Source organism: Acinetobacter sp. WY4 (assembly GCF_018438165.1).
In the GTDB taxonomy this organism is placed as follows: domain Bacteria; phylum Pseudomonadota; class Gammaproteobacteria; order Pseudomonadales; family Moraxellaceae; genus Acinetobacter.
In genome coordinates this window covers 95,018-114,721 of sequence record NZ_CP053947.1, presented here as the reverse complement: position 1 = coordinate 114,721, position 19,704 = coordinate 95,018, and the positions used below count along the sequence as shown (strand labels likewise).

General features: G+C 44.2%; 17 protein-coding genes and 1 pseudogene. 6 read left to right on the top strand and 12 right to left on the bottom strand.

What is annotated here, in order from left to right:
- The first annotated feature begins 82 nt into the window (after positions 1-82).
- Positions 83-2,287 carry a bifunctional 23S rRNA (guanine(2069)-N(7))-methyltransferase RlmK/23S rRNA (guanine(2445)-N(2))-methyltransferase RlmL gene (gene rlmKL / locus G4D73_RS00490; RefSeq protein WP_213687117.1) on the top strand — a complete coding sequence of 735 codons (2,205 nt, stop codon included), beginning with the start codon at positions 83-85 and terminating at the stop codon, positions 2,285-2,287.
- A 185-nt stretch (positions 2,288-2,472) separates the two neighbouring features.
- Here rlmKL and clpB read toward each other — a convergent pair whose 3' ends face one another.
- From clpB to crp, 4 genes are all read right to left on the bottom strand, one after another.
- Positions 2,473-5,052 (bottom strand): ATP-dependent chaperone ClpB, encoded by a 2,580-nt coding sequence (gene clpB / locus G4D73_RS00485; RefSeq protein WP_004280137.1) that lies wholly within the window; start codon positions 5,050-5,052, stop codon positions 2,473-2,475.
- A 251-nt stretch (positions 5,053-5,303) separates the two neighbouring features.
- Positions 5,304-5,669, bottom strand: coding sequence for an antitoxin Xre/MbcA/ParS toxin-binding domain-containing protein (locus G4D73_RS00480; RefSeq protein ID WP_004646580.1), 366 nt, complete (start codon positions 5,667-5,669; stop codon positions 5,304-5,306).
- 143 nt (positions 5,670-5,812) lie between these two features.
- Positions 5,813-6,862: an NADP(H)-dependent aldo-keto reductase gene (locus G4D73_RS00475; RefSeq protein WP_213687116.1), complete on the bottom strand. Its 1,050-nt coding sequence runs from the start codon at positions 6,860-6,862 to the stop codon at positions 5,813-5,815.
- A gap of 172 nt (positions 6,863-7,034) precedes the next feature.
- Positions 7,035-7,742, bottom strand: coding sequence for a cAMP-activated global transcriptional regulator CRP (crp, locus tag G4D73_RS00470; protein ID WP_004280141.1), 708 nt, complete (start codon positions 7,740-7,742; stop codon positions 7,035-7,037).
- Positions 7,743-7,889: 147 nt separating this feature from the next.
- Here crp and G4D73_RS00465 point away from each other — a divergent pair, with 147 nt between their 5' ends.
- Positions 7,890-8,312, top strand: coding sequence for an OsmC family protein (locus G4D73_RS00465; RefSeq protein WP_004280142.1), 423 nt, complete (start codon positions 7,890-7,892; stop codon positions 8,310-8,312).
- A gap of 66 nt (positions 8,313-8,378) precedes the next feature.
- On the opposite strand, the gene G4D73_RS00460 is transcribed toward G4D73_RS00465, so the two are convergent.
- Positions 8,379-9,416, bottom strand: coding sequence for a metallophosphoesterase (locus G4D73_RS00460; RefSeq protein WP_005262073.1), 1,038 nt, complete (start codon positions 9,414-9,416; stop codon positions 8,379-8,381).
- Positions 9,417-9,636: 220 nt separating this feature from the next.
- Here G4D73_RS00460 and G4D73_RS00455 point away from each other — a divergent pair.
- Positions 9,637-10,167, top strand: a pseudogene (locus tag G4D73_RS00455) (transposase); the annotation flags it as partial.
- Between the two features lie 168 nt (positions 10,168-10,335).
- Here G4D73_RS00455 and G4D73_RS00445 read toward each other — a convergent pair.
- The 4 genes from G4D73_RS00445 to G4D73_RS00430 form a co-directional block, all read right to left on the bottom strand.
- Positions 10,336-11,118, bottom strand: a complete 783-nt coding sequence (locus tag G4D73_RS00445; protein ID WP_213687115.1) for a sulfite exporter TauE/SafE family protein — start codon at positions 11,116-11,118, stop codon at positions 10,336-10,338.
- Positions 11,119-11,186: 68 nt separating this feature from the next.
- A complete protein-coding gene (locus G4D73_RS00440) occupies positions 11,187-12,059 on the bottom strand; it encodes an MBL fold metallo-hydrolase (protein WP_213687114.1) in 873 nt (290 codons plus the stop codon).
- 2 nt (positions 12,060-12,061) lie between these two features.
- Positions 12,062-12,478 carry a DUF6691 family protein gene (locus G4D73_RS00435; RefSeq protein ID WP_005404969.1) on the bottom strand — a complete coding sequence of 139 codons (417 nt, stop codon included), beginning with the start codon at positions 12,476-12,478 and terminating at the stop codon, positions 12,062-12,064.
- Between the two features lies 1 nt (position 12,479).
- Positions 12,480-12,896, bottom strand: a complete 417-nt coding sequence (locus G4D73_RS00430; RefSeq protein ID WP_213687113.1) for a YeeE/YedE family protein — start codon at positions 12,894-12,896, stop codon at positions 12,480-12,482.
- Positions 12,897-13,016: 120 nt separating this feature from the next.
- On the opposite strand from G4D73_RS00430, the gene G4D73_RS00425 reads away from it, so the two are divergent.
- A complete protein-coding gene (locus G4D73_RS00425) occupies positions 13,017-13,328 on the top strand; it encodes an ArsR/SmtB family transcription factor (RefSeq protein WP_213687112.1) in 312 nt (103 codons plus the stop codon).
- A 423-nt stretch (positions 13,329-13,751) separates the two neighbouring features.
- Here G4D73_RS00425 and dsbG read toward each other — a convergent pair whose 3' ends face one another.
- Genes dsbG through dsbD form a run of 3 tightly spaced genes read right to left on the bottom strand, consistent with a single transcriptional unit; the run spans position 13,752 to position 17,293 of the window.
- On the bottom strand, positions 13,752-14,492 hold the full coding sequence (gene dsbG, locus G4D73_RS00420) for a thiol:disulfide interchange protein DsbG (RefSeq protein ID WP_213687111.1): 741 nt from the start codon (positions 14,490-14,492) through the stop codon (positions 13,752-13,754).
- An 18-nt stretch (positions 14,493-14,510) separates the two neighbouring features.
- The gene (locus G4D73_RS00415) at positions 14,511-15,359 is read right to left on the bottom strand and encodes a TlpA disulfide reductase family protein (RefSeq protein WP_213687110.1); all 849 of its coding nucleotides are present in this window, start codon (positions 15,357-15,359) and stop codon (positions 14,511-14,513) included.
- 17 nt (positions 15,360-15,376) lie between these two features.
- Positions 15,377-17,293 carry a protein-disulfide reductase DsbD gene (dsbD, locus tag G4D73_RS00410; protein WP_213687109.1) on the bottom strand — a complete coding sequence of 639 codons (1,917 nt, stop codon included), beginning with the start codon at positions 17,291-17,293 and terminating at the stop codon, positions 15,377-15,379.
- Between the two features lie 108 nt (positions 17,294-17,401).
- Here dsbD and G4D73_RS00405 point away from each other — a divergent pair, with 108 nt between their 5' ends.
- The gene (locus G4D73_RS00405) at positions 17,402-18,076 is read left to right on the top strand and encodes a response regulator transcription factor (RefSeq protein ID WP_184104100.1); all 675 of its coding nucleotides are present in this window, start codon (positions 17,402-17,404) and stop codon (positions 18,074-18,076) included.
- Positions 18,069-19,448 carry an ATP-binding protein gene (locus tag G4D73_RS00400; RefSeq protein ID WP_213687108.1) on the top strand — a complete coding sequence of 460 codons (1,380 nt, stop codon included), beginning with the start codon at positions 18,069-18,071 and terminating at the stop codon, positions 19,446-19,448. The genes G4D73_RS00405 and G4D73_RS00400 overlap by 8 nt, the downstream gene beginning before the upstream one ends.
- Positions 19,449-19,704 lie beyond the last annotated feature (256 nt).

The following is a 19,704-nucleotide window of genomic DNA, read 5'->3' as shown; positions in this document are numbered from 1 at the left end:
AGAGAATTTCAAAAGCTTTCAATATAAAAATACGGTAAACTTAGCGCAGTTTTTTATTTATCTTTTTTGGTCTCTCTATTATATGAATACCTCTCCACGTTTAAGCAATTATTGGGTCACCTGTGCCGATGGTCTGGAAACCTTATTAGAAGAAGAAATACAAGGCTTAGGTGTTCAGAATATTGAGCGTTTTCCGGGCCGTTTAACCTTTAAAGGTACACTGGAAAATGCTTATCGTATCTGCATGTGGTCACGTCTGGCTTCACGTGTCTTGATGCCGATCCACACGCATGAAATTGAATTTTCTCATGATGCCCGTGATGTGGCAGAAGAACTCTATGAAGGGGCTCTCAGCTTTGACTGGTCGCTGATTTTTGCACCACAAAGTACCTTTGCGATTCGTTTGCATGTCGAACGTGATATCAAGGTCAATACCCAGTTTGCGACTTTACGTGCCAAAGATGGTGTCGTAGATTCCTTTATGGAAGCCGTAGGCAAACGTCCAAGCATTGATACCAAACAGCCTGAAATTACCATGTATATTCTGGCAGGCAAGAAAGAACATACTTACTGCCTGGACCTGTCTGGCGACTCTTTGCATAAACGCGGTTATCGCCGCTTTATGACTGACGCCCCAATCAAGGAAAACCTGGCCGCTGCGATTCTGCAAAAAGGTGGTTTAAAAGCGTTAAATCCGGACATCATTGTCGATCCAATGTGTGGTTCAGGAACTTTCATTATTGAATCACTGATGATCTTGACCGACCGTGCGCCTGGCCTGGTACGCCGTTTCGGTTTTAATGGCTGGAATGGTCATGACCATGAACTCTGGATGAGTATCAAGGCAGAAGCAGCTGAGCGCCATCAAGCGGCAATGGGAAATCCATTACCACAATTTTATGCCTTCGATGCGGACTGGGAAGCGGTTAAAGCGACACGTCAAAATATCATCGCGGCAGGTTTTGAAGCCGCTCTCGACAATATCATGATCGAAGAACGGACTTTAAATGACTGGCCTGATTTCCATGCAGAAGGCAAGAAAGTATTCTTCGTGACCAACCCGCCTTATGGTGAACGTCTCGGTGATAAAGCCCAGAACCGTTCTTTATACTTGGGTTTATCAGCTTTACTGCAAAAGAATTTCCCGAATCAAAAAGCGGCTGTGATTGCCTCACAAGTGGAACAGGCCGACGTGCTGGCATTCAATGATCCGCAAATCCTGCGTTTGATGAATGGTAAATTGCCGATTTATATCCGCTTCGGTACGGTTAAACCGGCCGCGGTGGTACGTCCATTCCTAGAAAGCTGGCAGCCTCAGCAGTTTGAGCCGATTGAAGGTGCGATGGAGTTTGCCAACCGTTTGACCAAAAACATGCAAGCTCTAAAAAAATGGGCAGTCAAGGAACAGATCCATTGTTTACGTCTCTATGATGCAGATTTACCTGATTTTAACGTCGCAGTAGATTTGTATGGCGAGCGTTTGCATGTACAAGAATATGCGCCACCTAAAACCATTGATCCTGAAAAAGCCAAGAAACGTTTTAACCTGGCCCTACAGGCAATTCGTGCAGTAACCGGTTTGGGCCGTGATGCAATCTTTATCAAGACCCGTGCGCGTCAGGAAGGCAAAAACCAGTACACCAAACAAAGTACAGCATCCAAGCGTTTTATCGTACAGGAAGGCAAGGCCAAGATTCTGGTCAACCTGACCGATTACCTGGATACCGGTCTGTTCCTGGATCACCGTCAAATGCGTTTACGTATTGCACGTGAAGCGAAAGGCAAACACTTCCTGAACCTGTACAGCTATACCTCAACCGCGAGTTTACATGCTGCCTTGGGCGGTGCTGCAAGCACGACCAGCGTCGATCTGTCGAATACTTATTTGAACTGGTCGAAAGAAAACTTTGTCCTGAACGGTTTAACTGTGGATCATGCGGATGAACAGCATCAGTTCTTTGCCTCTGACTGTTTCGAATGGCTAAAAGAAGATCATGAGCAATATGAGATGATCTTTATCGACCCACCAACCTTCTCAAACTCGAAGAAATTCTACGGGACCTTTGACGTACAGCGCGACCATTTGTCCCTGTTAAAACGTGCGATGAACCGCTTAACCACTGATGGTACCTTGTATTTCTCAAATAACTATCGTGGTTTTGAGATGGATGAAGAAATTCTGGCCTTCTTTGATGTTGAAGAAATTACCCAGGAAACCATTGGACCTGACTTCAAGCGGAATCAAAAGATTCACCGTGCCTGGAAAATCCGTCATCCGCAAGTGTAATTTGATGATGAATTAACTGTCTTTATCACGATTGATATCTTCTTTATTTTCCCTGAGCTGAGTTTTAAGCCATGCTTTAAAGCTCGCCGCAACAAGAATACAAAAGTGTTGCAATGCTCGAAGTTAAAAATAAGATTAAAAAAAACCCAGCCTAGGCTGGGTTTTTTGTTGCAAGGAGAAGCGGTTTAGTTAAGTTTCATTTTTTCAAAGATTAACTCACCTGCTTCAGCTTTCACCAGAATGGTATCGCCCGGCTGGAATTCTCCGCCCAGGATTTTCTGCGCCAGACCATTTTCAATCCGCTGCTGGATTGCACGTTTCAGTGGACGTGCTCCATACAATGGATCAAAACCGGCCTCGATCAGCTGATCGAAAGCGCTGTCATCTACCGACAAGCGCATATCGCGTTCTGCCAGACGTTGACGTAAACGGTCCAACTGGATATCGGCAATACCGCGAATCTGGTCTTTTTCCAGCGCATGGAACACTACCAGTTCATCAATACGGTTGATAAATTCCGGACGGAAATGTTCCGATACCGCATTCATCACCACCGTACGGACTTCTTCTTTAGTGGCATTACCGCCCAATTCACGTACATCCTGCGAACCCAGGTTCGAAGTCATGACGATCACAGAGTTTTTAAAGTCCACTACCCGGCCTTGCGAGTCAGTTAAACGGCCATCATCCAGTACCTGTAGCAAGATGTTAAATACGTCCGGATGCGCTTTTTCGACTTCATCAAACAAGATCACACTATACGGTTTACGACGTACGGCTTCAGTAAGCACCCCACCTTCTTCATAACCGACATAGCCCGGAGGCGCACCAACCAAACGGCTGACCGAATGTTTTTCCATAAATTCTGACATATCGATACGCACCATGGCATCGTCGCTGTCAAACAGGAAATTCGCCAAGGCTTTGGTCAATTCTGTTTTACCGACACCCGTTGGCCCCAGGAACAGGAATGACCCACTTGGACGGTTCGGATCTGACAGACCGGCACGTGAACGGCGTACTGCATTGGATACCGCAACTACGGCTTCATCTTGCCCTACCACACGGTTATGCAGAAATTCTTCCATATGTAGAAGTTTGTCACGCTCGCCTTGCAGCATTTTCGCCACAGGAATTCCTGTGGCTGCACTGACCACTTCTGCGATTTCATTGTCGGTGACTTTGTTACGCAGCAATTTTGGCGTTGCACTTTCATCGGCTTTTTCAGCCAGCTCAAGCTGCTTTTGCAACTCTGGAATCACGCCATATTGCAAACGTGCTGCCTCGCCCAGATCACCTTCACGTTGCGCTTTTTCAAGTGCTGTACGTGCCTGATCCAGTTTGATCTGTACGTCTTTATTGCCTTCGACCAGCGCTTTATCTGCACGCCAGACTTCTTCCAGGTCATGATACTCTTTTTCAACTGTGGCGATCTGATCGGACAAGTATTGAATCTCAGCTTTGGCACCTGAGTCTTCATCTTTTTTCACCGCTTCCAGCTGCATTTTTAACTGAATCAGACGGCGTTCCAGTTTATCTAAAGCTTCTGGCTTAGAATCGAGTTCCATTTTGATGCGCGATGCTGCTTCATCAATCAGGTCAATGGCTTTATCCGGCAACTGACGGTCGGTGATATAACGGTGTGACATTTTCGCAGCAGCAATAATGGCTGAATCCAGAATCTGTACCCCGTGATGGGTCGCATAGCGATCTTTCAGACCACGCAGAATCGCAATGGTATCTTCCACGCTTGGCTCATCCACCAGCACTTTCTGGAAACGACGTTCCAGCGCTGCATCTTTTTCAATATACTGACGATATTCATCCAGTGTGGTGGCACCGACACAGCGCAGTTCGCCACGGGCCAGCGCAGGTTTAAGCATATTGCCGGCATCCATCGCGCCATCACCTTTACCAGCACCCACCAGGGTATGCAACTCGTCGATAAACAGGATGATTTCGCCTTCGTGTTTGGCAATATCTTTCAGAACGGCTTTTAAGCGCTCTTCAAACTCACCGCGGTATTTGGCACCGGCCAGCAAAGAACCCAGATCTAGAGATAAAACACGTTTCCCTTTGAGTCCTTCAGGCACTTCACCATTAATAATCCGCTGCGCCAGACCTTCGACGATTGCAGTTTTACCGACCCCTGGCTCACCGATGAGTACCGGGTTATTTTTGGTACGGCGTGATAAGACCTGAATGGTACGGCGGATTTCATCATCACGGCCAATCACAGGATCAAGCTTGCCTGCCAACGCACGTTCAGTTAAATCAATGGTGTACTTATTCAGTGAATCACGCTGATCTTCATGATTATTGCTCATGACTTTTTCATCGCCTCGAAATTGATTAATCACTTGGCCTAAAGTCTCTGCCTTTACGCCAATACTATTTAATAAGGTTTTGGTATTTCCGGTTTCTGCCAGCGCCAACAGCACCCAATCCGTAGATAAAAACTCATCTCCGGCTTTTTGCGCAAAGCTGTCTGCCAGATGCAATACTTTTGCCGCTTCAGGACTGAGGTTGATATCTGCTGATGGATTGGTCAGGGTTGCCGCATTGCTCAATGCTGTTTGCAGCTTGGTTTGTAGCTCACGCAGATTAGCACCGGCCTGTTGCAGCAGGCTGACATTGGATGCTTCATCCATCAAGGTGGCCAAGATATGGATCCCATCAATGGAGGTATGATCCTTACTCATGGCCAGCGATTGTGCATCGGAAAGGGTTTGCTGCAGGCGATTGGTAAATTTTTCAAAACGCATTCTTGTTATTCCTCACAACAAATTTTCTACTTGATGGATATATGGGTGCACTTGATAAAATTTCAAATCATTTTTATATATTTTTCAAAAACTTAATATAAAAATTTAGACAGTCTTTAATAATAATATTGGTGTAATCAAATCATATTTCAAGTGAGGTTAGAAGAATTTTTAAAGTGAAGATAAACAATTCATATTTTATTTAATTTACTCTGCTATTTTTCAGCTTAGTAGAGAATAGAGAGATATTTTTAGTACGGTTGCAACCTTCCTAGTAATCGCAATACTTCACTCAAACCATGTTCTGTTTGCATCAAGGATCTTGGCGTTTGATGATTCAAAAGCTTGTTAGGTGAATTGATAAAATGGCGCATCCAGCTCAAGTCTCCACCATGCAAGCTAAATAACTTTTGATAGATATTTACTAAAGCTATAGCTTTTTCGCCTGCTGTAGTATCTGGTTCTAATTCTTTTTCATTTATAACCAGAGATAATTCCGCCTCAGATAAACCCAGAATCAATGCAAGTTCGAATTCTTTCAGTTGCAACTGCTCAGCTAAGTTGAATACTGCTATAGCTAATACTTGGGATTTAGAAATACCTGTTTCACTATTCATTTTTATCAAATCATCTTGATGCGTCTTATTTCGATTATGCTGCTTTTATTGTTTTCCGGCCATGTTGTTTATCATCAAATTTAATTTCTCATAAAATTAAAACACCCTCGCTTGGAGGGTGCTTTAAAATAACAACACCATGATTATGGTGCCGGATTCGGTTGCTGACGGTGAATTGCCTCAATACCTTTCAGTATTTCCTCAGACAGATCAATTTCAAATGCCTGAATATTTTCTTTCAGCTGATCCAGATTGGTGGCACCAATAATCGTACTGGTCACAAAGAACTGCTGCTTGATAAAGGCCAAAGCCAATTGAGTGAGACTTAAGCCATGCTGTTCTGCCAGCTGGGCATATTGCTCGGTTGCCCATTCACTTTGCGGATTGCTATAGCGGCTAAAGCGGGAGAACAAGGTGACACGCGCATTGGCAGGACGTGCACCATGCCGGAATTTACCGGTCAAATAACCAAATGCTAAAGGTGAATACGCCAACAAACTTACATTTTCATATTGGGCAATTTCTGACATGCCGATTTCATAAGTGCGGTTCAGCAGGTTGTAAGGATTTTGTACACTGACGAATTTCGACAAACCTAACTTCTCTGCGAGGTGTAAGAACTTCATCATGCCCCACGGGGTTTCATTGGAAAGACCAATATAACGGATACGCCCTTTTTTAATTTCATCCTGTAAGGCGGTTAGGGTTTCTTCAAGATCTGTCACGGCACGGTCTTCTGCTGCTTCAGCATTGCCATAACCCAGCTTGCCAAAGAAATTGGTTGGGCGTTGCGGCCAGTGTAACTGATACAGATCAATATAATCCGTTTGTAGGCGTGACAATGACTGGTCAATGGCTGCTGAAATTTCATCGGCAACGAAACGGGTTTGACCATCCCGGATATGGCTACCACCTTGCGATGGTCCGGCAATTTTTGAGGCTAAAAAGAGTTTGTCACGGCCACCACGTGCAGCGATCCAGTTCCCGATAATACGCTCGGTAGCACCTTGCGTTTCAGGTTTTGGCGGTACCGGGTACATTTCCGCAGTATCCCAGAAATACAGTCCCTGATCTAAAGCATAATCCAGTTGCTGAAAAGCCTGTTCTTGCGTGTTCTGCTCACCAAAGGTCATGGTGCCCAAACAAATTTCTGGCAAAAGAATGCCGGTATCCGCCAACGGTCTGAATTGCATAAAAACATCGTGTGAATTTTATTCAGTGAATTGAGATCAAGTGGGCTATAGCCTATCGGAATTATAAGGGGAGCTTAAATCATCTTTTCTGAGAAGCTTGTTCTAAATTTTTATGTATTAAGTAATGACGCATAAAAAAGCAAATCCGAAGATTTGCTTTTTAATATCTGGATTATTCGTCTATGGCACCATCTGCCACTGCTTCAGACGCTTCTTCTAGTGAAGCATCAAAGATCAGGATGGCTTTACCATCGGTTTCGATCATGCCTTGCTCTTCTAGCGTTTTCAGTACGCGACCCACCATTTCACGGGAACAGCCAACAATACGGCCAATTTCCTGACGGGTAATACGAATCTGACGGCCATTCGGCAAAATCATCGCTTCTGGCTGTGAAGACAGGTCGATCAGGCAACGTGCAATCCGGCCTGAAACATCAATAAATGCCAGATCAGTGACTTTACGTGTGGTATTTTTCAAACGACGTACTAATTGAGCAAATACCGCATAGCTCAGATCAGGATATTGCTTGCTGATTTCGTGAAAGTTTTCATAGGTAATTTCGGCAATTTCACACACATCACGCGTACGAACTTCCGCAGTACGTTGTGGATTAACCTCGAATAGACCCATTTCCCCAAAGAAGTCACCCGCATTTAAATATGCCACGACAATTTCACGATCATCATCTTCACGAAGAATGATAGATACAGACCCCTTCAGAATTAAATACAAAGATTTAGATTCTGATCCTGCATCAATAATCGTGGTACGTTTTGGATAACGATTAATATATGCACGTTTTAACAGTGCTTTCACGGATTCTGGTAATTGCCCCGGAGAAAGCGCATCAGTGCTTAATTGTGAAAAGTTTGAAGTCATGCTAACAGTTCCGATTATGGATAATTTATAGATCGCACAAGACCTAATGTGAACTTGTCACACAGTGGGATTGAAATTCCGTATCAACCCAATTTATGTTAGTGTACAGTTACTTGACAAATTTATAGCTTTTTTTAGGTAGTTGCAATGCAAACAAGCGTTCATTGGTTAGAGAATGTTGCTTTTGAAGCAAAAACTCAAAGTGGTCATAGCCTTATCATGGATGGTTCAGCTGAATACGGTGGTGAAAACCGTGGTCCCCGTCCTATGGAACTGCTTTTAACGGGTCTGGGCGGTTGTGCGTCTTTTGATATTGTTACCATTTTAAAGAAGGCTCGTCAGGATATTACCGATGTACGCTGCGAATTAAAGGCTGAACGTGCAGATACAATTCCGGCAGTATTCACGAAAATTCACTTGCATTTTGTAGTGACCGGCAAAGCGATTAAAGAGAAACAGGTCGCAAAAGCCGTAGAACTTTCTGCTGAAAAATATTGCTCTGCCAGCAAAATGCTGTCTGATGGCGGTGTTGAAATCACCCATGATTATGAAATAATCGAAGCAGAATAAAATCTAGATTCTGTAAAAAAAGCGGCTGGAAAAGCTGCTTTTTTTGTATCAGAAAATTGCCTTTTCTCAGAACCGCTGAACTGAATACTGATTGCCATCTTCAAAGCTCAAGATATTTTCTGGAAATCTTAAGGCGCCGAGTCGATGTCTGAACGCGACACCCTGTTGACGATCGAGATAGCGTTTACCCACTGAATAATCCACACAAAATACGTTTTGTTGCTGTCCATACCATTGCAGTGCATCGATCGATTTGAGTAAACCGGTTTTTTCTTCAGTAGATTTAAAGTTCCGCCAATAATGTCCAGTAATGACTGGAATTTGGTCGGTATAGCTGTCCCACCATGGCACGCGGTCGATCATCCGCCACCTTCCACCGGCATAAATCGGTTCTAAGGCGATTTTTTCCGCACCAGAAGTAATGACCCGAATCGGATTGTGCATTTGCTCACGTAGCTCTTTTTCTGCGAGATGTTGCAATAAAGGTAAAGTTGCAGCCGGGTCTTTGAACTGGTGTTGGTAACGTTGCTGCTCTATCTGGATGAATTCATTAATACCTAAGGCTTGCAGATCCAGCGCTGTATGTTGAACGAAATCAGCATAGGCTTCGCCAAGCGAAGTAAAACCAGAATTGCGTAATTGATCAATTGATCCTTGATGCCAACAGGCATGTACAACACGCAGCTGCTCCGACTCCAAGGCCAACGGTAAGCTATTTAAAAAATCCAGAATCCATTGTCGATCTTTGATTGAGGCTTGGATCGAATCAAAAGGTTTCAGATCATCCTGATGCGGTGAACCAAAAAACCAGCCATTGCCTTCCCGCAAAGTATCGGTCAATAGGTTCAATTCATGATTACCCATCACACATTGTGCATAGCCTTCATCTACCAGCTGTTTGACGCGTTTGATCACCGCAACACTGTCTTGCCCCCGGTCACATAGATCACCGACAAAAATTAGTTTGCGCTGTTCTGGATGATGACCATTCCGGTCATAACCTAATACCTGGATCAGTTGTTCCAGCGCGGCAATCTCACCATGAATATCCCCTACGATATCCACGGGACCAGTGAAAGCCTGCTGTATAAATGAGTACTTCATTTATGCATCCTGAATTAAGTCTAAAACAGAATATACCCCTAATAAGTATCCTTTAAATTTATGAAGATCTGAATACAGAATGAATCATCATTTAAATAATTTAACCCGAATCACGGATAAGAAATTGACTTGAAAAATAAGAGGACTAGAGCCATCAGTTGAGTTACCAAACCAAACTCACAACTCTAGTCCTGATGTTCAATAGTACCGATTCTGCTTAATTGATGATTTCTTTCTTAAATTTGAAGCAACTTATTGGAAGTTCCTCAAACAAAGTCATCATTCTCTAAGAATCAGAAATGCTCAGCTCACAATTTCAGAAATCTGCTTTATCACCATTTGGTACAAATGTTCTCATTTCAATAATTTCAAAGCCTTTTTTACATGGCTAAAGCTGGATAAAAGCTTTTTATTTAAGCACTTGCCTTGCTGCCAACGCATGATTCACTTGATCAATAGGCATGAATTAGCACTACATGCCCTGTATGTAGCTTTGATGAAAGGCAAAGATAAACAATACTTATAGATTGATTCAACAACGCTACCTGTTTGTAAAAATCAACGTATTCAATGCCATAAATCATTAGCCCAAATCGCATCACGTGGCAAAAGTTCTATGGGTTGGTTTTATGGCTGTAAATTACATATCGTGATGAACCAATTTGGTGAAATTAGTTGTTCTGCTTTATCGAATGGACATGTTGCTGACATAAAAATGGTTGAGCAATTGGTTGATGGTTTTGCATCGCTTCAAACAGTTCATTTACGCTGACTTCCTGAATCCGGCTTTTTGCATTCTGGATCAATTGCTCTGCAGTTTTCATCATTTTCATTCTTCCTTGGCCATTAAAATTATATTTTGTATAAACGATGCTCAGGGAGATTAAAGCGCTTTAGTTTAGGTACTTAATCGTCTGTTTTAGCCCATGAGCGCTGAATAGATTAAATACATCGCTACCCCAACCACGGTTGTGGCAAATATTTTCTGTACCTTGTTACTGTCAATCCGATGCATCAGACTGCGTCCAATGAACATCCCGACAATACAGGCCAGGACAAAGGCCAGTGTGACCGAAACAGGATATTGAAAGCCCTCCAGTACGTGTGCAGAAATGCTGACCCCACCAATCAGGAAAATAATCATGAGAGAGGTCGCCACGATGCTGCGCATATCGAGATCGGTGAATTTACGCAGGGCTGGAACAATAACAAAACCACCCCCAACGCCAAGCAGACCCGTTAATAAACCTGCCACTACACCAATACCAGCCAGAAAGGAGGCCGTTTTCACATTCCAGATCAGACGACCGGTGGTTTGATTGACCTTGCACGGTGCATTACCATGATCATGGACTTTATTAAAGAAGATCCGGTAAGCCACAATCAGCATCACCAGACTGAAAGCCAGCGTTAGCCAGACCGGAGAAACGATATCAGCCAGATGTACGCCATAACGGGCTGAAGGAATACTGATCAGCGCGATCCAGAGCGCAGCACGATAACGCACAATACGCTTGAACAAACCCTCGAACGTTCCGACCAAGGCGGACAGCGTGACTGCAAGCAATCCCACCGGCGCAGCTTGGGCCACGGTCCAACCCTGACTCGCCATCAGTGCCGGTACAGCCAGAATACCGCCACCGGCACCAGTCAAACCCAATAGCACTCCGATAACCAGCCCTTCAAGTATTAATGCCCACATCGCCCTCTCCCTTATCCACAAAAGTGATTCAATAAAGGTTGAACTTTTTGTTGAATCACGACACAAGCTTATTTGAAGTAGTTAAGAGGAAGCTTGAGGTAAGAAACACCATTTTCTTCTGGCTCAGGAAACTGCCCTGCTTTCATATTGATCTGAATCGCCGGTAGAATCAGCTTAGGCATATTGAGTCCTGAATCTCGTTGATTTCGCATCTGAGCAAATTCAGCTTTGCTGACTCCCTGATGAATATGAATATTCTGTGTCTTTTGTGTCTGGATATCAGATTCACACACATACGATTCACGTGTTTCAGGCAAATAGTCATGACATAAAAAGACCCGGGTATCTTCTGGCAACTGAAACAGGTTTTGTACCGAATCATAAAGCTGTTCTGCGCTGCCTCGCGGAAAGTCACAACGTGCTGTACCATAATCTGGCATAAACAGGGTATCACCCACAAAAACCGCATCCCCAATCACATAACTCAGACAAGCAGGCGTATGTCCCGGTGTTGGAATGTTATAGGCCTTCAATGTTCCGATTTGGAACGACTCATGATCTTCAAATAAATAATCAAAGAGCTGCTGAGCATTCCATTGTTTAATATCCAGATGATAAATCGCGCCAAAAGTTTCCTGAACAATACTAATTTTCTGGCTCATGGCAATTTTGCCACCTAACTCAGCTTTAAGATATTGCGCTGCAGTCAGATGATCAGCATGGACATGGGTTTCGAGAATCCACTCAACCGTTAAATCCTGCTCTTTAATATAGGCAATAATCTTATCGGCATGAACAGTTGAGGTCCTTGCCGATGCCGGATCATAATCCAGAACGCTATCAATAATAGCGCAGGCTTTGGTCGCCGGATCACGTACAACATAACTGAAGGTATTGGTATCTTCGTGAAAAAAATCTTTTACTATAGGTAAGTTTGACATCGTTAAGCTCCTGACCATTTACGGTGAATCCATACACCCACCAGCATTGCTACTATAAAATAGAGCACTTGATAGTGGCCCAAACCGATCAAGGTGAAACTTGGCGCCGGACAGATGCCGGCAATGCCCCAACCTGCACCAAATAAAACCGCACCCGTGATCAGTTTTTTATCTATCTGATTATTTTTAGGTAAATCAATAGGTTCATTAAATACTGTTTTCGGTTGCGCCGTACGTAATGCTTTCTGGAAGGGAATAAAGGCCACCGCAATCGCGCCCATCATGACAAAGGCCAGACTGGCATCCCAATCGCCAAACAGATCCAGGAAATCGAGTACTTTTTCCGGATTGGACATGCCTGATACCATCAATCCCACAGAGAACAGCGCACCAAATAAAAAGGCAAACACATTTTTCATTTTAGAATGCTCCTGTGATATGACGGATAATATAAACAGCGACAAAACCTGCAAACATAAAAGTCATGGTGGCGACGATAGAACGTTTAGACAGGCGACTGATGCCACAAATTCCGTGACCACTGGTACAGCCTGAACCTAAGCGTGTCCCAAAGCCCACCAGCAGACCTGCCACAATCATCATCAGTGGGCTGGCGTCCAATTCGATTTCAGGTTGTACAAACAGACCATAAATAAACGGTGTGAGGATCAAGCCTAATAAAAACCAGATTGCAGGCGTTTTAAACATGGTTTTTGAGTTTAATACTTGCCCAATCAAACCACTGATTCCTGCAATACGGCCATTGACGTAAAGATAACCAACTACGGAAAGCCCGAGCATTAAGCCGCCAATAAATGCGATGAGGAAGTCATGCATGATGAATTAATCCCTATACAATATACTTTTTTATATTATATAATAAAAAATATTAATCAAGCAGTTTTATGGTAAATTATGTAAACTGCATGGGCTACATCAAAAGTTGTGAGGACATTTATGGATATGATTGCTGAAAATGCCAAAATTGATTTTTCTCAAGTCGATTTCGTCAGCCAATGCCTAAAAGTTTTGGCCAATCCTGATCGTCTGAAAATCTTATGTGTCCTAGTCGATGGGGAAATGAATGTTCAGGAAATTGAAGAATCTACCGACATTCATCAACCCACACTTTCACAACAGCTGACTGTGCTACGTAAGGGTGACATGGTCAGCACCCGACGTGAGGGTAAACAGATTTTCTATCGTCTGAGTGATCCCGAGGTCTTGAGCCTGATGCAAAAACTGTACGAGCTGTATTGTGCGAATTAATCCGCTTAGTACAACCATACAGAATGCTGGGTATAATAACCATTGATAAACTCCGCCGGTCGTAGGGATGCCAATCCCCATCGATATTGTAGGATTGAGGCCATATTGACCAACATGTAAACACAATCACCGCAATCCCCATCCACTGTGCATAGGCTATTTTTTATGCATAACGTTGATGATCGACTAATTACAATAGCCGGTTGGTTTTTTTAATCACAAAACCCAATGCAATTAATGTCAGACCACTCCGGTTTCATGCCAGAGCGGTTCATTCCAAAGCAAACAGTATCCGTGGATGATCCAAAGTTGACATTTCTTATCTGCTCTTCATGCTTAGCCTATCCACCAATGTAAATCTGCCTTCCTATCATGTATAGATGTTTTAAGTAAAAATTACTTTTCTATCATGTAGTTAAAATATTATTGTTCAAAAATTTCTTTGACGTCCATCGCCAGGCCTTGAGTAGATTTAAATTCACCCTGGTTATTTTTCCAGGCCATCGACGGTGTGGAGAAAAAGCCGTATTTCCCCATTAGGGCCTGGTTGGCATCAATTTTTGCAGCAATTTCGGCAGGAATCTTTTCCATTTTCTTGAGCTGCTTTTTGCCTTTATTCTTGTTTATATCATTAAAAACTGCTGCTGGATTTTTCGACATTAACAATGTGGCCACCTGGCCACGGCTTTTTTCACGGATCACACCGACCTGAATATGACGCAACTGCACCTTGCCTGATTCGACCCAAGGCCGAGCCGCCTGCCAGAATTTATAGCAATATGGGCAATTCGGATCGGAAAAGACATAGACCACCCGTGGTGCATCTGGCTTGCCATCCTGGATCCAGGTCGATTTTTCCAGGGTTTTCCATACATCGTCCAATACCGCTTTTTTCATATGCTTTTCAATCTGCTCATTGGAAAGGCTTTTCCCTTGTGCATCAAACAGTTCGCCCTTGATATAGTATTTATCATCGTTGGAGATAAATACCGTATTGGAATACTGGTCTTCATGCCCCACCCAGCCGGTCATTCCTTGTGGTGCCGGAATCTGTTTTACAAACACAAAACCCTGTTTTTCAATATTCTGTTTAATATTTGCCTGCGTGTGCATGCTCATGATCAGAAACATGCCTGCACCAAGCACCTGGTTAATTTTATTCATACTACGTCCTTCCGTTTTTTAAGGTTGATCTGAAATCTTGTTTAAATATTGCTGCAACATGGCCGGACTGAGTTCCCCCATATGCCGCTCGACCAGCTGACCTTGAGCATTAAAAAACAGCGTCGTTGGCAGGCCGAAACTATTCAGCTGCTGGGGTAGTTCACCATATGGGTCCAGCAGGACATGTTTAAATTGAAACTGATGTTTTCTTAAATAGGCATTTACGGTGGCTACCTCCTCACCCTGATTGAGCATGACAAAATTCACTTGAGGATGCTGCTTGGCTGCTTTAGCCAACACCGGCATTTCACGGTGACACGGCGGACACCAGCTCGCCCACAAATTAATTACCGTGGGCTGGCCAATGAATTGGCTGAGTGAAACCTTGTCTGTACCCAGACGCTCCTGTTCTAGTCCAGCAAAGGCTAGATCAGGAAACGCTGCTTCAGTTTTTAGACTGGATTTGAACGCGAGTCCAAGCCCGATCCAGAGTACAAAGATGATCAACAAGATGGCTTTGAATCGGGTCTGCAACTGTCTGTTGCGAATGAGATACCACAAAGCACCAATCAGCACCCCTCCCCATAAATGGAAACCTTTGTCCTGGATTTTCAGTATGTTGATGGGTGCTGCAAAATACAGCTCGGCATTGAGCAGAACGAAAACAAGACGTGCACCCAGCATCCCCAGCAAAAAACTGCTCCAGAGCAAATCCTGACTTTGTCCAAGCAGTTGTTTAGACCATGAATACTTTCTGGCTAATCCAAACAAAACAGCAGATAACAGCATCAAGCCAGTGGCAACAATTATGAGTGTCCAGGGCAACATCAAAGGTCCCAGATGCAGCGCATCACTGGAAATCATCATGGTTGCTCCCCTTGCAGTTACTGCAATGTGCCTAGTAAATGTGTCGCGCTAAAACTTCCGGTTAAACGCAAGTCTCGCTGTTCCTGATGCGCTGCATTTAGAAATATGAAGGTGGGTGGTCCGAGGATTTGCCATTCTTTTAGCAGCTCATCCTGACTTGGATGATAGTGGGTCAGGTCTAATTTGATACGAACCACATTTTGTAAAGCCGCTTGGACATCACTACGTGGAATCACTTCCTTTTCAATCGGTTGACAGGCCACACACCAGTCTGCATAGACATCAATCACCACCGGCTGTGCAGGATGTTTGGCTAAAACCTGTTGCAATTGTGCGGCTGTACTGACTCTCTGCCATTCAAGCCGTGATTTCACATGGGCGACCTGTACCTGACTCCAGACATGATAGAGCTGCATGCCTCCTGCATAGACCAGTAAACCACTGAGCAGCATCAGGACTATTTTCGATACAGACCGATGCACATGAGGCAGCATCTTGAACAAGAAGTAGCCTGAACAGGTGATCAGTACCACACCCAAAAGGCTCAGGTATAAAATGCCGGGCAATAGTGGACGGGCGAAATACAAGGCCAGCGCCAGCATGACAAAGCCAAAACTAAACTTCAGGCGATCCATCCAGATACCAGGCTTGGGTAAAAGATGGGACCCAAATACGGCAGCAATAAATAGTGGCAAGCCCAGCCCAAGGCCTAAGACGAACAGATAACTGGCTCCCAGCATTGGTTGATTAAGCTGAGACACATAGATTAAGGCACCGGCCAACGGTGCACTCATACATGGCCCGACAATCAGTGCCGCGATCATGCCCATAAGACCGGCACCAATCAGCGTGCCACCCTTCTGCTTTTGCTGCCATTGATCCAGACGCTGCAACATGCCTTGGGGTAAGGACAGCTGAAATGCTCCGAACAGATTAAGTGCGAACAAAACAAACAGAATGCTGAAAATACTGATGAATACCGGACTTTGAAACCAGCGCTGAAAACTGTAACCGAGCTGTGCCACAGCAAGTCCCATGACCGCATAGACCAGTGCCATACCCAAAACGAAAACCAGTGCAATCAGTGCCGCACGGTAGCCCCGGTGCTGCTGAACCAGAATTCCCGTTAAAATTGGAATTAAAGGTAAAGAACATGGTAAAAATGCCAGCAGAATGCCAAGCCCGAGAAAAATCAGGGCATTAATTAACAGACCTTGTTCTGACAGCAGACTTAAAAAATACTGGTCATTGTTCCACTGGCTATTCATGCCTGCTGACGAAGTTTGATTTTTAGGGTCTGCAATGAGCTGGTCATTTTTCTCTGTTAATTCCACCTCAGGCTGCACCACAGGTTCAGAAACTGCAGCGACTTGTATTTCCTCTACCTTTTCTTCGGTCAATGCTTTATCTGTACTTGGAGTTTGCTCTATAGCTTGGAGCTCATCTTTCTGAGCAGTTAGAATTTTTTCGTTTGCTTCTGGCGGTACAGTGCTGGTCAGCAGTTTTGGGGTTTTGCTCAAGTTTTGCGCTGGAAATAAACCATCTGCATCAGTTTTTACTGTGGTGCGTTGTACCGGATAACATAAACCGCTTTCTGCACAGCCCTGCCACTGCACCACAAACTTCTGGTTGGGCTGAACCTTCATATTGGTTTTGACTTGCCCATAATGGACCTGGGTCAAACCGAAATTGGGGTCATCTTTGTCTTCGGGTTTGGGCAGTGCCAACTTGACTGGGGTCTGCTGATGAGACACTTTAAGCTGGTCATGATACAAGTAATAGCCATCTGCGATTTTCCAGCTAAGCTCTGCCTGATCCTGGCTTGTAGAAACCACCTGAAACTGAAATGCCTGATCTGGTGGTAAAAAGTCTGCATGTGCAGTTCCCGTCATGATTCCACCGCCGATCACGGCACCCAATATCCACTTCAACATCCAGCTGATCTCCTCCTGTTAGGACTGCATTATTGAAAAACTAAAATTAAGGCAATATTAACAGCGCAAATCATTTATAAAATAATGGCAGTTTGATCAGGATGTTCTATGTTTATTGTATTGGTTGAGGATGATCCCTATATCGCACAGAGCATTTGTGCTGCTCTGAACTATCTGAATATTTCAGTGGAGCATGTCAGTCACGCACGTGCTGCAGATTATTTTATCCGGCATAGTGCAGTCGATTTGTGTTTACTGGATTTAGGCCTGCCGGATCAGGATGGCCTGGACTTGCTGCACAGCTGGCGGCGCGACCAGATTGATCTCCCGGTACTGGTATTGACGGCGCGGCTGCGGACCGATCAGTGTGTTCAGGCCCTGAATGCCGGTGCCGATGACTATCTGACCAAACCCTTTGAACTGGAGGAACTGATTGCCCGGATTCATGCCCTCACCCGTCGCCACCGCGGCTTTGCCTCCAATACCCTGCAATTTGATGAACTGGTTCTCAACCGGGATACCCAGACTGTGATCTATCAAGACCAGACCGTGAATTTATCTCGCCGTGAATTCAGCCTGCTGGAAACCCTGATGAGCCACCCCAACCAGATCCTGAAAAATGAACAGCTTATTGACAAGCTCTATGGTTTTCAGGACTCTATAGAGAGCAATGCCCTGAATGTACACATTTATCACCTGAGACAAAAACTGCATCCAGATTTAATTCAGACCATTCGTGGTGTGGGATATATTTTCAAACCGTTTGAGCAGCGTCATGTTTAGTCACAGCTTGAAATGGCGTTTGGTCATGAGCCTTTTGGCCGTGTTTATTGTGCTGTGGAGTGCAGTATTTTCATGGCTGTATATTGACCTGAAACAACGCTTACAAGACACACTGGATCAACGCTTATCGGCATCTGCACAAATGGTTGCCCGGCTGATTCAGCAGTTACCACTGGATAGTCTGGGGGATGCAACATTATCCAAATTAGCCAAGAATGATGATGCAAACCAGTTAATTGCCTGTGAAGTCTCTCTTTTTAGCTCTGACCTCTCGTTAGGCAATCAGGTGATTGCCAAAACACGCGGTGCCCCCCAAAATTTAAGCCAGCGACCAGAAGGATTCAGTACTTGGCAGCAAGGTGATACGGAATGGCGCAGTTATGTCCTGCGTCGTGGCGATATTCAGGTGGTGGCAGCAGAACGCATGTTCTTGAGGGATACCTTACTACAGCAGATTTTGCAGTCCGTACTGGTTCCCTTGGTCTTCTCACTGCTGATCTGTATTGCCCTGATCGTTTTTATTATCCGCCGACAGTTCCGGTCTTTAGATCAGCTCAGTCAATACCTGAACCAGAAAAACCTTAGCTATTCAGATGCGGCAGATTTTTTAATGCAGCTCAAGCCTGCAAGCATCCCTCAGGAAGTACAGCCTTTTGTCAACAATTCCACGCAGTTGATTCAGAAAATTAATGACAGTCTGCAGCAGGAGAAGGCCTTTAGTGCCTATGCTGCACATGAGTTACGCAGTCCCCTGACCGCAATTAAAACCCATGTACAACTGGCCCAGCTGATCGGTCAACAGCAGAACCTGCCTGAATCCATTCAGCACAATTTGCAGCAGGCCAATGAGAGTATCCGACGTTATACGCTGTTACTCGAACAGCTTTTATTACTGACCCAATCAGAAAACAGTGTCCAGGAAATGACTGAGACCATCTGGCTTCGCCCCACACTTGAGAAAGTTCTTGCAGACTTAGGTACACGCTATCCAGAAATGAATGAAAAAATACAGGTAAACTGGGACAACTTGGGCGAAATTCAGCTGCCTGAATTTGTGCTGTATACCGTACTGAAAAATCTGCTTGAAAATGCCCTGCTACATGCACAGGCTGCCCATATCTGGATTTCCATGCAGTCTGATGGCCTGGTGATTGAAGATGATGGGCAACAACTTACAGCCGAAGATATTCAACATTTAGGACAGCGCTTCTGGCGCAAATCTGCTCAGCAGCACGGCCATGGTCTGGGACTGGCATTGACCGCTAACCTGTTAAAACAGTATGGCTATCAGCTCTCTTTCAATGCCCGACAGCCCTATGGGCTTCGCATTGAAATCAATTCAATACAATCGAAAACCCTAGAGATTTTTTGAAATAAAAATTCTTACTTTTCAACATCCAATAAAGATATCACCAATTCAAATCACTTCCTTTGTTTATACAAATAACTTTTTCTTCAACAAAAACCTTCTCTGTATTCTCAAGTTTATAATCAGGCGATCACAACGCACTTTTAATTTTTAGCATAGAAACAGGTATAAAAATAATAAGACCCCTCTATGAAAACAAAAATGCCAGAGAAAAAAGATCACTTGATGCAACTAGGCCTGTCACCAATTAGCTTAAAAA

What these genes read in the sequence shown, in the direction of transcription:
- G4D73_RS00465 (WP_004280142.1), top strand. Translation starts at nt 7,890, where the DNA reads ATGCAAACAAGCGTTCATTGGTTAGAGAATGTTGCTTTTGAAGCAAAA.
- crp (WP_004280141.1), bottom strand. Translation starts at nt 7,742, where the DNA reads ATGACTTCAAACTTTTCACAATTAAGCACTGATGCGCTTTCTCCGGGG.
- dsbD (WP_213687109.1), bottom strand. Translation starts at nt 17,293, where the DNA reads ATGTTGAAGTGGATATTGGGTGCCGTGATCGGCGGTGGAATCATGACG.
- G4D73_RS00430 (WP_213687113.1), bottom strand. Translation starts at nt 12,896, where the DNA reads ATGCATGACTTCCTCATCGCATTTATTGGCGGCTTAATGCTCGGGCTT.
- clpB (WP_004280137.1), bottom strand. Translation starts at nt 5,052, where the DNA reads ATGCGTTTTGAAAAATTTACCAATCGCCTGCAGCAAACCCTTTCCGAT.
- G4D73_RS00475 (WP_213687116.1), bottom strand. Translation starts at nt 6,862, where the DNA reads ATGCAATTCAGACCGTTGGCGGATACCGGCATTCTTTTGCCAGAAATT.
- G4D73_RS00400 (WP_213687108.1), top strand. Translation starts at nt 18,069, where the DNA reads ATGTTTAGTCACAGCTTGAAATGGCGTTTGGTCATGAGCCTTTTGGCC.
- G4D73_RS00405 (WP_184104100.1), top strand. Translation starts at nt 17,402, where the DNA reads ATGTTTATTGTATTGGTTGAGGATGATCCCTATATCGCACAGAGCATT.
- G4D73_RS00415 (WP_213687110.1), bottom strand. Translation starts at nt 15,359, where the DNA reads ATGATGATTTCCAGTGATGCGCTGCATCTGGGACCTTTGATGTTGCCC.
- G4D73_RS00480 (WP_004646580.1), bottom strand. Translation starts at nt 5,669, where the DNA reads ATGAATAGTGAAACAGGTATTTCTAAATCCCAAGTATTAGCTATAGCA.
- G4D73_RS00425 (WP_213687112.1), top strand. Translation starts at nt 13,017, where the DNA reads ATGGATATGATTGCTGAAAATGCCAAAATTGATTTTTCTCAAGTCGAT.
- dsbG (WP_213687111.1), bottom strand. Translation starts at nt 14,492, where the DNA reads ATGAATAAAATTAACCAGGTGCTTGGTGCAGGCATGTTTCTGATCATG.
- rlmKL (WP_213687117.1), top strand. Translation starts at nt 83, where the DNA reads ATGAATACCTCTCCACGTTTAAGCAATTATTGGGTCACCTGTGCCGAT.
- G4D73_RS00445 (WP_213687115.1), bottom strand. Translation starts at nt 11,118, where the DNA reads ATGTGGGCATTAATACTTGAAGGGCTGGTTATCGGAGTGCTATTGGGT.
- G4D73_RS00440 (WP_213687114.1), bottom strand. Translation starts at nt 12,059, where the DNA reads ATGTCAAACTTACCTATAGTAAAAGATTTTTTTCACGAAGATACCAAT.
- G4D73_RS00460 (WP_005262073.1), bottom strand. Translation starts at nt 9,416, where the DNA reads ATGAAGTACTCATTTATACAGCAGGCTTTCACTGGTCCCGTGGATATC.
- G4D73_RS00435 (WP_005404969.1), bottom strand. Translation starts at nt 12,478, where the DNA reads ATGAAAAATGTGTTTGCCTTTTTATTTGGTGCGCTGTTCTCTGTGGGA.